A 13146-nucleotide genomic window follows, 5' to 3' on the forward strand; every position below is an offset into this window, starting at 1 on the left:
CTACACTCTTTTTATTAAAATTAACGAAAGTTGCATTTTCGTCGTTAATAATAAATAAAGTTTAATTTAGATTCAGGCCATTCATTAATAACACTTAACATTAATTTCACATGAGTAACTTTTAACCTGGCTTTGCTAATAGAGCAAACTGTATCTCAGCATTCAGGTTTTACGAATGGTCACTCAGGGGGACTAACGCTTCAGCCCGGATCGTCTTTTTATTTAAATCAGAATAATATTAATATTTATGTGAAACTTTCAGCATAAAAAACCCAACATTAAGCGTTTTCACGGTAATTTCAGGCGCAAAATCACTCCATCATTAGATTAAGCAATCACAGCAGTGCTGCCTGGTTGGACAAAATCTTCTTCTGTGCGCCCTTCAAAACGAAGCGCGGTGGGAGTACATTGTTCCGTGCTGCTTCCACGGCAGGAAGTTGCAATAATAGCGAAAAGGTTAAAGGTTCATGTCCCCTATCGAAAAATCCAGCAAGCTCGACAACGTCTGTTACGACATCCGTGGCCCGGTACTCAAAGAGGCAAAACGCCTTGAAGAGGAAGGCAATAAGGTTCTGAAACTCAACATCGGCAACCCCGCGCCATTTGGTTTTGAAGCGCCGGATGAGATCCTGGTGGATGTGATCCGTAACCTGCCCACTGCACAAGGCTACTGCGATTCAAAAGGGCTTTATTCCGCCCGTAAAGCCATTATGCAGCACTATCAGGCTCGCGGTATGCGCGACGTCACCGTTGAAGATATCTACATTGGCAACGGTGTCTCGGAGCTGATCGTTCAGGCGATGCAGGCGCTCCTGAACAGCGGCGATGAAATGCTGGTTCCCGCTCCAGACTATCCGCTGTGGACGGCTGCGGTATCGCTCTCCAGCGGTAAAGCGGTGCACTATCTTTGCGATGAATCGTCGGACTGGTTCCCGGATCTGGATGACATTCGCGCCAAAATAACACCGCGCACCCGGGGAATCGTGATCATTAACCCGAATAACCCGACGGGCGCGGTCTATTCAAAAGAGCTGCTGATGGAGATCGTCGAGATCGCCCGCCTGCACAACCTGATCATCTTTGCCGACGAGATTTACGACAAGATCCTGTACGACGCGGCGCAGCACCACTCTATCGCCGCGCTGGCGCCCGATCTGCTGACGGTCACCTTTAACGGACTGTCTAAAACTTACCGCGTTGCCGGTTTCCGTCAGGGCTGGATGGTACTGAACGGTCCGAAAAAACATGCGAAAGGCTACATTGAAGGGCTGGAGATGCTGGCATCCATGCGTCTGTGCGCCAACGTACCGGCGCAACATGCGATCCAGACAGCACTCGGGGGCTATCAAAGCATCAGCGAGTTTATCGTTCCAGGCGGCCGCCTCTATGAACAGCGCAACCGTGCATGGGAATTAATTAATGATATTCCGGGCGTCTCCTGCGTGAAGCCTAACGGCGCGCTGTATATGTTCCCGAAAATCGACGCGAAGCGCTTCAATATTCACGACGACCAGAAAATGGTGCTCGACTTCCTGTTGCAGGAAAAAGTGCTGCTGGTTCAGGGGACGGCGTTTAACTGGCCGTGGCCGGATCACGTGCGTATTGTAACCCTGCCGCGCGAAGACGATCTCGAAATGGCCATCAGCCGCTTCGGGCGATTCCTCTCGGGGTACCATCAGTAACGCTGACTTTCCGCCGGGTGGCGCTGCGCTTACCCGGCCTGTAACATCTGCAAATTTGCATCTTCCCTCCCCTCCCCGCACAATGAAGTCCGTCGCAGTGAAGACATAAGGTAACCTATGAGTCAGAGTCATTTCTTTGCCCACCTCTCCCGCCTGAAACTCATCAACCGCTGGCCGCTGATGCGCAACGTGCGCACTGAAAATGTGTCTGAGCACAGTTTGCAGGTTGCTATGGTCGCTCATGCGCTGGCAGCAATTAAAAACCGCAAATTCAACGGGCAGGTTAATGCCGAACGTATCGCCCTGCTGGCGTTGTACCACGATGCATCGGAAGTGCTGACCGGGGATCTGCCTACGCCGGTGAAATATTTCAACTCGCAGATTGCCCAGGAATATAAGGCCATTGAGAAGATTGCCCAGCAGAAGCTGATCGATATGGTGCCTGATGAGCTGCGTGATATCTTCGGGCCGCTGATCGACGAGCATCAGTATACGGAAGAGGAGAAATCCCTGGTTAAGCAGGCCGATGCGCTGTGCGCCTACCTGAAATGTCTGGAAGAGTTATCTGCGGGGAATAACGAGTTCCTGCTGGCGAAAACGCGCCTGGAGAAAACGCTCGACTCCCGCCGTAGCGAAGAGATGGATTACTTTATGCAGGTGTTTGTGCCGAGCTTCCATTTGTCGCTGGATGAGATCAGTCAGGATTCGCCGCTGTAGTTTTTCGCCCAGCGGCGCTGCGCTTGCAGGGCCTACGAATCACGTAGGCCGGGTAAGGCGTAGCCGCCACCCGGCGATGTTCTCAGAACGGGAATAACACCGGAATCAGCACCACGCATACCAGCATCACCAGCACGGTGAACGGCACGCCCAGCTTTACAAAATCGCTGAATCGATAGTTTCCCGGCCCCAGCACCAGGGTATTGACCGGGGAAGATACCGGCGTCATAAATGCCGCGGACGCCGCCATCGCTACCACCATCGCAAACGGATAGGGCGAAACGCCCATCGATTTTGCCATCGCCAGCGCAATAGGCGCCATCAGCACCGCCGTTGCGGTATTGGAGATGAACAAACCAATGGTGGCGCACATGACGAACAGGCAAACCATCATCAGGTACGGACCATATCCCCCGCCCGCGTCCATTAAGCCTTTTACGATCAAATCCACCCCGCCGGTTTTCTGTAGCGCCAGGGCGAAGGGCATCATCCCAACGATGAGAATGATGCTTGGCCAGTGAATCGCTTTGTAAGCGCTTTCGGCGTCGATACAGCGGAATTTGCCCATTAACAGACAGGCGATTATCGCCGCCACCGGGTTAGGGATCTCGTCCGTCAGCATCAACGCGACCATCAACACCAGGCAAAAAATCGCATGGGGCGCCTGACTGTGCGCCGGTGACGCGTCGCTCTCTTCAATCGGCATATTCAGCACCACAAAATCGCGGCCTTTCTGCCCGAGCTGGCTAATCAGTTTCCAGTTGCCGACCACGAGGAAGATATCCCCCAGCAGGATCGGCTCATCCACCACCGCCCCTTCAAGGGCTACGCCATCGCGCTTCAGGCCCACCACGTTGAGGCCATAGCGGGTACGAAAGCCGATTTCGCGCACGGTTTTGCCCAATAACTCCGATTCCGGGATCAGCGACACCTCGGCCATTCCCACATCCAGCGCCCGGTCGGAGAAATACTCGCCGCGCAGCACCATCGGCTCCAGCAGCTGCTCGCTACAAAACTCTCGCAGATCCACGTCCGCGGTGGACATATCAATCAGCAGGACGTCACGCGCGCGAAACTCTGACACCCCATTCACGTTAACGATTACCCGACGAAAACGACGCCAGCGCTCAACCCCGATGACGTTCGCGCCATAGCGTTCGCGTAGCTTAAGGTCGTCCAGCCGCTGGCCTATCATCGGCGAACCGGGGCGGATAGCCAGCCGACGGGCGCGCCCGGTCAGACGGTACTCTTTGATCAAATCGCGAAAAGTTCGCCGCTTCCAGCCCTCTTTGGCTTTGTCCTGCTTCTCCCCTTTCAGCGCGAAACGGGTCAACAGCATATAGATAATGCCCATCACCAGTACAACCAGCCCGATCGGCGTGACGCTGAAAAAGCTAAACCCCTCAAGCCCCTCACGGATCAGTTCGCTGTTCACGACGAGGTTCGGCGGGGTCGCGACCAGCGTCATCATGCCGCTGATGAGCCCGGCAAAGCTCAACGGCATCATCAGCCGCGACGGGGAGATCTGCATCCTCATGCAGACGCTCAGCACAACCGGAATAAAGATGGCCACGACCCCCGTCGAGCTCATAAACGCACCCAGTCCGGCGACCGTCAGCATCAGGTAAATCAGCATTTTGGTTTCGCTGCTGCCCGCCACTTTAACCAGCCACGACCCCATCATTGTCGCCACGCCGGTGCGTACCAGCCCGTCGCCAATAATAAACAGGGCGGCAATCAAAATAACGTTGGGATCGCTAAACCCGGAAAAGGCTTCCGGCAGGGAAAGGGTACCGCTCAGAACGAACGCGACAATCACAAACAGGGCGACGGCATCCATGCGCACCTTGCCCGTGGCAAAAAGAATGATGGCGATTAACAGCAGGCTCAGGACCCAAATCAGTTCACCGTTCACAACATGTCCTTGTCAGTGGAGGAGAAGCAATTCTGCCATAAAAAAGCCCCGGTAATGCGGGGCTATATCATGGGATTACATTTTTAGCGAGACGGTTACAACGCCGTCTGATGCCTTCGAGACGTCGATGGCGGTCAGAGTATTAAGCACAAAATCCGCCTCCTCCAGCCGGGGGGACCCCGCCGGGACGTTAACGGCAATGACGTGGCTTCCGGCGTTCAGCCCGGCCAGCACGCCTGCCGCCGCGTCTTCCACCACCACGCACTCCGCTGGCGCAAGGCCGAGCAGTTCAGCGCCGAGCAGAAACGCATCCGGTTCGGGCTTGCCGCGCTTTACGCGCTCAGCGGTAATGAAGACGTCCGGCGTCGGTAAACCGGCCGCCTTATGGCGGGCATGCGCGACAGGAACCGAGCCGGAGGTGACGATAGCCCACGGGATCTGCGCTTCATTCAGATGCTCAAGCAATTCGCGCGCACCGGGCAGCGCGGTGATGCCCTCAGTGTCGGTAGCTTCAATCTGCTCCAGATATTTGAACTCCGCCTGAATCTCTTCCTCAGGACGTCCCGCCAGGAAGTACCGCAATGAGGTAATGGCCTGTTTGCCATGGATGAAATTCAGTACATCCTGATGGTCAATGCCGTGCCTGTCGGCCCAATGACACCAGGAACGCTCCACTACCGGCAGCGAATCCACCAGCGTACCGTCCAGATCAAACAGAAAACCTTTACACTGCACACGCACCTCCGTCAGGCATTAATGATTTGTTGAATTTCGTTGCTGCTTAAATGGTACTGACGCGGACAGGCGTGCCAGGCGCTCAGCATACGTTGATACTTATCCCACATTGGGGTCTGGGCGTTGAAGCCGTGCGTACCCGCATCAAAATGAGTGTAGCGCCCTTCGGTGTTCACCATAAAGCGCACATAGCTCAGATAGCGCGCTTCTGTCGCGGCATCAAAGCCCAGGAACGTTACGCGGCGCTCGTCAATGGACTGCTGGTCTTTCAGATTGGTCCAGGACACATGCAGCGCATGGTACATCTCCATGATGTCGATAACGATACGGCAGGTTTCCTCTTTCAGTTCGCCAAATTCGCGATCCAGTTCGCGCATCTGCAAGCCAAAACCACGTTCAACAATGGTTTGCAGGCGGCTGTAGCGCGCAGCGTTATCGGGATCAAGCATAGTCATCATCTTGTACTGGTTAGACAAAATCAGACGTTGAGCATGGGTCATTTCCATCTTTCGACTCCTGTAGCGCATTGCACTGTAAAAAAAAGACACGGTAACTGATTGTTACTGTGCCTTCTTTTGGTCGTCGTTTCGATGATCAATCACAAGTCATCGAGGAATGTTTTATCAAGCTGTTTAAACGCGCGCTTGAGGGTGTCCGCCAGCGCCTGATAATCCGGCTTGCCTTCAACCGGGGCGAGCGCCTGGCCGGCCTCCTCCAGTTTTCCACGCACTTCATAAAACCAGTGTAAAATAGAAGGCGGAAGTGGCGTGACGGAACGTTTACCTAACCACCACAATCCCTGCATCGGCAGGCTTAACGCAAAGAGCGCCGTCGCGACGGCAGGTCCAAGCTGTCCACCCAGCGCAATTTGCCAGCAAAGAGTAAAGACGGCGATCGGGGGCATAAAGCGAATCGCATAGCGCGTGGCGCGAATAGTGCGATTTTCAATAAACATGGGCGCGAGGCGCTTTTCCATCGGCCATGTCTTTGCGTAATGCTGTCCCCGACGAAACAGACTAAAAAAGTTCACGGACGGGATTTCAGGTGTTGACATGGCTGTACCTCAACTTCACATATAAAAATTAAAATTTTCGTGCAAAACCACAACAGGCTATGACAACGTTCAAAATATTTTGTCATCGCTACCCCGTATCGGGTATCCTGTGCCAGCCTGATAGGCCGTAGACGAGAAGCGTTAACTCGTCAAATTATCGCATATTATGCCATTGTCTGAAAAATGTTCAAAATGGCTTAAAATCATAGGTATTTCTTCCATCCTGCCAGAATGTTCGTTTGGCATGATGTTAATCATAAATGTCTGAGTCAGCATGCGTTACGCTTTAGACTCATTGACGTTTTTTTAGCCACGTATCAATTATAGGTACTTCCATGTCGAGTAAGTTAGTACTGGTTCTGAACTGCGGTAGCTCTTCACTGAAATTCGCCATCATCGATGCGCTCAACGGTGATGAGTACCTCTCTGGTTTGGCCGAATGTTTCCATCTGCCTGAAGCACGTATCAAGTGGAAGATGGACGGCAGCAAACAAGAAGCGGCTTTAGGTGCAGGCGCCGCTCACAGTGAAGCGCTGAACTTTATCGTTAACACTATTCTGGCACAAAAACCAGAACTGTCTGCTCAGCTGACTGCGATTGGTCACCGTATCGTCCACGGCGGCGAAAAATACACCAGCTCCGTGGTAATCGACGACTCTGTGATTCAGGGCATCAAAGACTCTGCGTCTTTCGCACCGCTGCATAACCCGGCTCACCTGATCGGTATCGCTGAAGCACTGAAATCCTTCCCGAATCTGAAAGATAAAAACGTGGCCGTGTTTGACACCGCGTTCCATCAGACCATGCCGGAAGAGTCTTACCTCTATGCCCTGCCATACAGCCTGTACAAAGAGCACGGCGTACGTCGCTACGGCGCACACGGCACCAGCCACTTCTATGTGACTCAGGAAGCCGCAAAAGTACTGAACAAGCCGGTTGAAGAAGTCAACATCATCACCTGCCACCTGGGCAACGGTGGTTCTGTTTCTGCTATCCGCAACGGTAAGTGTGTTGATACCTCTATGGGTCTGACCCCGCTGGAAGGTCTGGTGATGGGTACCCGTTCCGGTGATATCGACCCGGCGATCATCTTCCACCTGCACGACACCCTGGGCATGAGCGTTGACGACATCAACAAAATGCTGACCAAAGAGTCTGGCCTGCTGGGTCTGACCGAAGTCACCAGCGACTGCCGTTACGTTGAAGACAACTACGCAGAAAAAGCTGACGCTAAACGTGCAATGGACGTTTATTGCCACCGTCTGGCGAAGTACATCGGTTCTTACACCGCGCTGATGGACGGTCGTCTGGACGCGGTTATCTTCACCGGCGGCATCGGTGAGAACGCGGCAATGGTACGTGAGCTGTCCCTGGGCAAACTGGGCGTACTGGGCTTCGAAGTCGATCACGAGCGTAACCTGGCTGCCCGCTTCGGCAAGTCTGGCTTCATCAACAAAGAAGGCACCCGCCCGGCTATCGTTATCCCAACTAACGAAGAGCTGGTCATCGCGCAAGACGCGTGCCGCCTGACTGCCTGATTCCACACCGCCAGCAATGCTGGCGGTGCTGTTTTGTAGCCCGCCCAACGCGGCGGTAACGAAAGAGGATAAACCGTGTCCCGTACTATTATGCTGATCCCTACCGGAACCAGCGTCGGCCTGACCAGCGTCAGCCTCGGCGTGATCCGCGCTATGGAACGCAAAGGCGTTCGTCTGAGCGTCTTTAAGCCTATCGCCCAGCCACGTGCCGGTGGCGATGCGCCAGACCAGACCACCTCCATCGTTCGTAAGAACTCCAATCTGCCAGCGGCTGAACCGCTGAAGATGAGCCACGTTGAATCTCTGCTCTCCAGCAACCAGAAAGACGTGCTGATGGAAGAGATCATCGCCAACTACCACGCAAACGCGCAGGACGCTGAAGTGGTGCTGGTTGAAGGCCTGGTCCCGACCCGTAAACACCAGTTTGCCCAGTCTCTGAACTTTGAAATCGCGAAAACCCTGAACGCAGAGATTGTTTTCGTGATGTCTCAGGGCACTGACACCCCAGAGCAGCTGAAAGAGCGTATCGAACTGACGCGCAGCAGCTTCGGCGGTGCGAAAAACACCAGCATCACCGGCGTGATTGTTAACAAGCTGAACGCGCCAGTAGATGAGCAGGGCCGTACGCGTCCTGACCTGTCCGAAATCTTCGACGACTCTTCCAAAGCGAAAGTCATCAAAGTTGACCCGGCTAAGCTGCAGGATTCCAGCCCACTGCCGGTGCTGGGTGCGGTGCCATGGAGCTTCGATCTGATTGCCACCCGTGCAATCGATATGGCGCGTCACCTGAATGCCACCATCGTTAACGAAGGCGATATCAACACCCGCCGCGTGAAGTCCGTGACCTTCTGCGCGCGCAGCATTCCGCACATGCTGGAACACTTCCGCGCAGGTTCCCTGCTGGTGACCTCTGCTGACCGTCCAGACGTGCTGGTTGCAGCGTGCCTGGCTGCGATGAACGGCGTGGAAATCGGTGCGATCCTGCTGACCGGTGCCTACGAGATGGACCCGCGCGTCAGCAAGCTGTGCGAACGTGCGTTCGCCACTGGCCTGCCAGTCTTCATGGTGAACACCAACACCTGGCAGACCTCCCTGAGCCTGCAAAGCTTCAACCTCGAAGTGCCGGTTGATGACCACGAGCGTATCGAGAAAGTTCAGGAATACGTTGCGGGCTACATCAACGCAGACTGGATCGAATCCCTGACGGCGACGTCCGAGCGCAGCCGTCGTCTGTCTCCTCCAGCCTTCCGTTACCAGCTGACCGAGCTGGCGCGTAAAGCGGGCAAACGCGTGGTTCTGCCAGAAGGTGACGAACCACGTACCGTTAAAGCGGCGGCCATCTGTGCAGAGCGCGGTATCGCGACCTGTGTGCTGCTGGGTAACCCGGATGAGATCAACCGCGTTGCGGCGTCTCAGGGCGTTGAGCTGGGCGCTGGCATTGAGATCGTTGACCCGGAAGTGGTTCGCGAAAGCTACGTTGCCCGCCTGGTTGAGCTGCGTAAGAACAAGGGCATGACCGAAGCCGTTGCGCGCGAGCAGCTGGAAGATAACGTCGTGCTGGGTACGCTGATGCTGGAGCAGGACGAAGTTGACGGCCTGGTTTCCGGTGCGGTTCACACCACCGCGAACACCATCCGTCCACCGTTGCAGCTGATCAAAACCGCACCGGGCAGCTCTCTGGTCTCCTCCGTGTTCTTTATGCTGCTGCCTGAACAGGTTTACGTTTATGGCGACTGCGCGATCAACCCGGACCCAACCGCAGAGCAGCTGGCAGAAATCGCTATCCAGTCTGCGGACTCCGCGACTGCCTTCGGTATCGAACCGCGCGTCGCGATGCTCTCCTACTCCACCGGTACTTCTGGTGCAGGCAGCGACGTAGAGAAAGTCCGTGAAGCAACCCGCATTGCGCAGGAAAAACGTCCGGATCTGATGATCGACGGCCCGCTCCAGTACGATGCCGCGGTAATGGCTGACGTTGCGAAATCTAAAGCGCCTAACTCGCCGGTTGCAGGTCGCGCTACCGTGTTCATCTTCCCGGATCTGAACACCGGTAACACCACCTATAAAGCGGTACAGCGTTCAGCAGACCTGATCTCCATCGGGCCAATGCTGCAAGGTATGCGCAAGCCTGTGAACGACCTGTCTCGTGGTGCGCTGGTTGACGATATCGTCTACACCATCGCGCTGACGGCGATCCAGTCTTCGCAGCAGCAGTAAGCTAAAAAGCCCGGTGGCGCTAGCGCTTACCGGGCCCAGGGTTTTGTAGGCCGGATAAGCGAAGCGCCATCCGGCAAAAAAAGGCGACCACTCAACGGGTCGCCTTTTTTATTACAGCAACTCACGCGCCGCCGACACAATGTCATGTGCCGTCAGGCCATACTCCTTCTGCAGGAAGTCCTGCGTGCCTACCTGACCGTAACGCTCCTTCACCCCAACCCGCCGCATCGGCACCGGACAGGTTTCCACCAGCACTTCCGCCACCGCCGACCCCAGCCCGTTGTGAATGCTGTGGTTTTCGCAGGTCACAATACGCCTGGTTTTCTCGGCATAATTTTTCACCAGCATCCGATCGATGGGCTTCAGGGTAAACATGTCGATGACCGCTGCGCTTACCCCCTCCTGCTCCAGCTGGCGCGCCGCCTCCAGCGCTTCCGCCACCATAATGCCGTTAGCAATCAGGGTAATATCGATTCCCTCGCGCAGCACGTTGCCCTTGCCGATGGTGAAGGTTGACCCCGGGGCATAGACGCTCGGCGCCTGTTTACGGATGGTCCGCACCCAGTAGAAGCCTTCCAGGTCGATAAGCTGACGCAGCACATCTTCGAACATCACCGCATCGGTCACCTCCAGCACTACTGAATGCGCCAGACCGCGCACGATGCCCATATCCTCAAACGACATATGCGTCCCGCCGTTGTGGCAGGCCGTCACGCCCGCATCCGAGGCAATCACCTTCACATTATTGCGCTGGTAGTCCAGGGACATAAACAGCTGGTCGAAGCAGCGACGGCTGGCAAAGGCGGTAAAGGTATGGACGAACGGCTTACGTCCGGTGAGCGACAGCCCGGCGGCCGTCCCAATCACGTTGGCCTCCATAATGCCGCAGTTGATGACGTGCTGTGGATAATCACGCGCTACGCCGTCCATCGCCATCGAACTCATCAGATCCGCTTCGAGCGCAATAATCTCGCTCCCGGCCTCAATCTGTTTTGCCACAAAACCCGCATAGACCTTACGCATCTCAACCGAATCTTTCTGTCCTGTCGGTGCAACCTTAATCATGTGAAGCCTCCAGTTGGCGAATCGTCTCGTTGAGCGCCGCTTTGCTCTCCTCAGTTAATCGCAGGTGATGCGAGTTGCTGAGCTGTTCCAGGTATGGCACCCCCTGCCCTTTGATGCTGTCGAGGATCACCACCCGCGGACGCGCATCGGTCGCAGGGATCGGCGCGGTCACCTCCAGCAGCGCCGGAATGTCGTCCCCTTTCACCGTCACCACGTCAAAACCAAAGGCCCGGAATTTGCCTTCCAGATCGAAGGCGCTGATGATTTCGTCCAGCTCGCCGTCGAGCTGCTGTTTGTTCCAGTCCACGAACACCGTCAGATTGTTCAGTCGATGGTGAGCAATAAACTGGAAGGCTTCCCAGCACTGCCCTTCGTTCAGCTCCCCGTCGCCAACGATGCAAAACACCCGGTTTGGCCTTTCTGCCAGCTTGTGCGACAGCGCCATGCCGCCTGCAATGGAGATCCCCTGCCCCAGCGATCCGGTGGTGGCATCCACGCCGCGTGTTTTCAGGCGATCCGGGTGGCTTGGCAGACGCGTTCCGTTCTGGTTTAGCGTGCTCAGCTCTTCAATCGGGAAGTAGCCCTTAATCGCCAGCGTGCTGTACAGCGCCGGGCCCGCATGTCCCTTCGACAGCACAAAGTAATCGCGCTCTGGCCAGTCCGGATCGGCCGGGTCTATTTTCATCACCGCGCCGTACAGAATGGCCAGCGTTTCAACGACTGACATGCTGCCGCCGTAGTGACCAAAACCCAGCTGCGTCAGGGATTTCAGCGTCTCAAGGCGGATCTGACGCGCCAGTTCGGTTATTTCATTCTCATTCATGATTTGGCTCCGGGGTTTTCCTGCGCGTTACCGCTTGCAGGTTTGTTTTTAGCGAAGACGTTGTAGGCCACCAGCAGCGCAAACAACACAACAACCAGTCCGGTGATGGCAAGCGGCGACAGGAAGCGCGCCAGGTTGCCGAGCACAATCCCGACGGCGCCAAAGTCGGCGTCCGAGAAGGTCGTATTCGCAAAGCCAATCGCGCCCAGAACAGGCAGCAGCAGGACCGGCAGGAAGGTGATCAGCAGGCCGTTAGCAAAGGCGCCAATCACCGCCCCGCGACGTCCGCCGGTGGCGTTCCCAAACACGCCCGCCGTTGCACCGGTGAAGAAATGCGGCACGACGCCCGGCAGGATCAGCACCCAGCTAAACTGACCGCAGATGAACAAGCCTACAATCCCGCCGAGGAAGCTGAACAGGAAGCCAATCAGCACCGCGTTTGGCGCATACGGGTAGACCACCGGGCAGTCCAGCGCAGGTCGCGCATTGGGCACCAGTTTTTCCGAGAAGCCGGTAAAGGCCGGGACAATTTCCGCCAGAATCAGGCGCACACCCTGCAAGATGATAAACACGCCTGCCGCGAAGGTGATGGCCATAATGATGGCGTACACCAGGTAGTTCTGGCCGCCGCTGAAGGTGGCCTCCACGTACTCACGCCCGGCGCTCACCGCCATAATCAGGTAGATAATCATCATGGTCAGTGAGATGGAGATCGAACTGTCGCGCAGGAAGCTGAGGTTCTTCGGCAGGTTCATCTCTTCGGTGGAGCGCGAGCCTTTACCGACCTTGCTGCCAATCCAGCCGGACAGCACGTAGCCCAGCGTGCCGAAATGACCGAAGGCAATCTCATCGTTGCCGGTAATACGCTTCATATAGCGCTGCGCAATCGCCGGGAAGAAGGCCATAATCAGGCCGAGGATCAACGAACCGGTAAAGACCAGCCCGACCCCTTCGAAGCCTGCGACCGTCAGGATCACGCCAATCATGCACGCCATGTAGAAGGTGTGATGCCCGGTCAGGAAGATGTACTTCAGGCGGGTAAAGCGCGCGACAATAATATTCGCCACCATCCCGAAAGCCATAATGAGCGCGGTGGAGGCACCATATTTTTCCAGGGCAATCGACACAATAGCTTCATTGTTGGGAATAATGCCCTGAATATTAAAGGCGTGCTCAAACATACCGCCGAGCGGATTTAAAGAGCCCACCAGCACGGTTGCGCCGCCGCCCAGTACAATAAAGCCGAGAATGGTTTTAATTGTGCCTTTTACCACATCTGAAAAGGCTTTTTTCTGCGCCACCAGACCAATCAGGGCAATTAACCCGACCAGGACTGAAGGGACTTTTAAAATATCAACAACGAAATTCAGCGTTTCAAGGATAAACATATCCACCTCGCC

Annotated in this window: 11 protein-coding genes; 4 read left to right on the forward strand and 7 right to left on the reverse strand. The window is 55.5% G+C overall.

All coding sequences use genetic code 11. From position 1 onward, the window contains the following. Positions 1-467 precede the first annotated feature (467 nt). Together alaA and yfbR are read left to right on the forward strand one after the other, a co-directional pair. The gene (gene alaA / locus C3451_RS03030; RefSeq protein WP_022648831.1) at positions 468-1682 is read left to right on the forward strand and encodes an alanine transaminase AlaA; all 1215 of its coding nucleotides are present in this window, start codon (positions 468-470) and stop codon (positions 1680-1682) included. 117 nt (positions 1683-1799) lie between these two features. Further along, positions 1800-2399, forward strand: coding sequence for a 5'-deoxynucleotidase (gene yfbR, locus C3451_RS03035; RefSeq protein ID WP_022648832.1), 600 nt, complete (start codon positions 1800-1802; stop codon positions 2397-2399). A gap of 82 nt (positions 2400-2481) precedes the next feature. Here yfbR and C3451_RS03040 read toward each other — a convergent pair whose 3' ends face one another. From C3451_RS03040 to yfbV, 4 genes are all read right to left on the reverse strand, one after another. Next, the gene (locus C3451_RS03040; RefSeq protein ID WP_022648833.1) at positions 2482-4314 is read right to left on the reverse strand and encodes an SLC13 family permease; all 1833 of its coding nucleotides are present in this window, start codon (positions 4312-4314) and stop codon (positions 2482-2484) included. Between the two features lie 75 nt (positions 4315-4389). Then, positions 4390-5049 carry a sugar phosphatase gene (locus C3451_RS03045; protein WP_032623857.1) on the reverse strand — a complete coding sequence of 220 codons (660 nt, stop codon included), beginning with the start codon at positions 5047-5049 and terminating at the stop codon, positions 4390-4392. Between the two features lie 11 nt (positions 5050-5060). Beyond that, positions 5061-5555, reverse strand: coding sequence for a YfbU family protein (locus tag C3451_RS03050; protein ID WP_008502874.1), 495 nt, complete (start codon positions 5553-5555; stop codon positions 5061-5063). 92 nt (positions 5556-5647) lie between these two features. Then, the gene (gene yfbV, locus C3451_RS03055) at positions 5648-6103 is read right to left on the reverse strand and encodes a terminus macrodomain insulation protein YfbV (protein ID WP_003861459.1); all 456 of its coding nucleotides are present in this window, start codon (positions 6101-6103) and stop codon (positions 5648-5650) included. 335 nt (positions 6104-6438) lie between these two features. Here yfbV and ackA point away from each other — a divergent pair, with 335 nt between their 5' ends. Together ackA and pta are read left to right on the forward strand one after the other, a co-directional pair. Next, positions 6439-7641, forward strand: coding sequence for an acetate kinase (ackA, locus tag C3451_RS03060; RefSeq protein WP_022648835.1), 1203 nt, complete (start codon positions 6439-6441; stop codon positions 7639-7641). Positions 7642-7716: 75 nt separating this feature from the next. After that, on the forward strand, positions 7717-9858 hold the full coding sequence (pta, locus tag C3451_RS03065) for a phosphate acetyltransferase (RefSeq protein ID WP_022648836.1): 2142 nt from the start codon (positions 7717-7719) through the stop codon (positions 9856-9858). A 111-nt stretch (positions 9859-9969) separates the two neighbouring features. Here pta and C3451_RS03070 read toward each other — a convergent pair whose 3' ends face one another. Genes C3451_RS03070 through C3451_RS03080 form a run of 3 tightly spaced genes read right to left on the reverse strand, consistent with a single transcriptional unit; the run spans position 9970 to position 13134 of the window. Next, the gene (locus C3451_RS03070) at positions 9970-10923 is read right to left on the reverse strand and encodes a transketolase family protein (protein ID WP_032623856.1); all 954 of its coding nucleotides are present in this window, start codon (positions 10921-10923) and stop codon (positions 9970-9972) included. After that, entirely contained in the window at positions 10916-11746 is an 831-nt protein-coding gene (locus tag C3451_RS03075) for a transketolase (protein WP_032623854.1), read from the reverse strand. Before C3451_RS03075 ends, C3451_RS03070 begins: the two co-directional genes overlap by 8 nt. Beyond that, on the reverse strand, positions 11743-13134 hold the full coding sequence (locus C3451_RS03080; protein ID WP_045621138.1) for a PTS ascorbate transporter subunit IIC: 1392 nt from the start codon (positions 13132-13134) through the stop codon (positions 11743-11745). The genes C3451_RS03075 and C3451_RS03080 overlap by 4 nt, the downstream gene beginning before the upstream one ends. Positions 13135-13146 lie beyond the last annotated feature (12 nt).

The organism is Enterobacter sp. 301B (assembly GCF_003850715.1).
Classification (GTDB): domain Bacteria; phylum Pseudomonadota; class Gammaproteobacteria; order Enterobacterales; family Enterobacteriaceae; genus Enterobacter; species Enterobacter intestinihominis.

Excerpts from the sequence above, each read along its gene's own strand:
- alaA (WP_022648831.1), top strand. The coding sequence starts at position 468 with ATGTCCCCTATCGAAAAATCCAGCAAGCTCGACAACGTCTGTTACGAC.
- yfbV (WP_003861459.1), bottom strand. The coding sequence starts at position 6,103 with ATGTCAACACCTGAAATCCCGTCCGTGAACTTTTTTAGTCTGTTTCGT.
- yfbR (WP_022648832.1), top strand. The coding sequence starts at position 1,800 with ATGAGTCAGAGTCATTTCTTTGCCCACCTCTCCCGCCTGAAACTCATC.
- C3451_RS03050 (WP_008502874.1), bottom strand. The coding sequence starts at position 5,555 with ATGGAAATGACCCATGCTCAACGTCTGATTTTGTCTAACCAGTACAAG.
- C3451_RS03075 (WP_032623854.1), bottom strand. The coding sequence starts at position 11,746 with ATGAATGAGAATGAAATAACCGAACTGGCGCGTCAGATCCGCCTTGAG.
- C3451_RS03080 (WP_045621138.1), bottom strand. The coding sequence starts at position 13,134 with ATGTTTATCCTTGAAACGCTGAATTTCGTTGTTGATATTTTAAAAGTC.
- C3451_RS03070 (WP_032623856.1), bottom strand. The coding sequence starts at position 10,923 with ATGATTAAGGTTGCACCGACAGGACAGAAAGATTCGGTTGAGATGCGT.
- ackA (WP_022648835.1), top strand. The coding sequence starts at position 6,439 with ATGTCGAGTAAGTTAGTACTGGTTCTGAACTGCGGTAGCTCTTCACTG.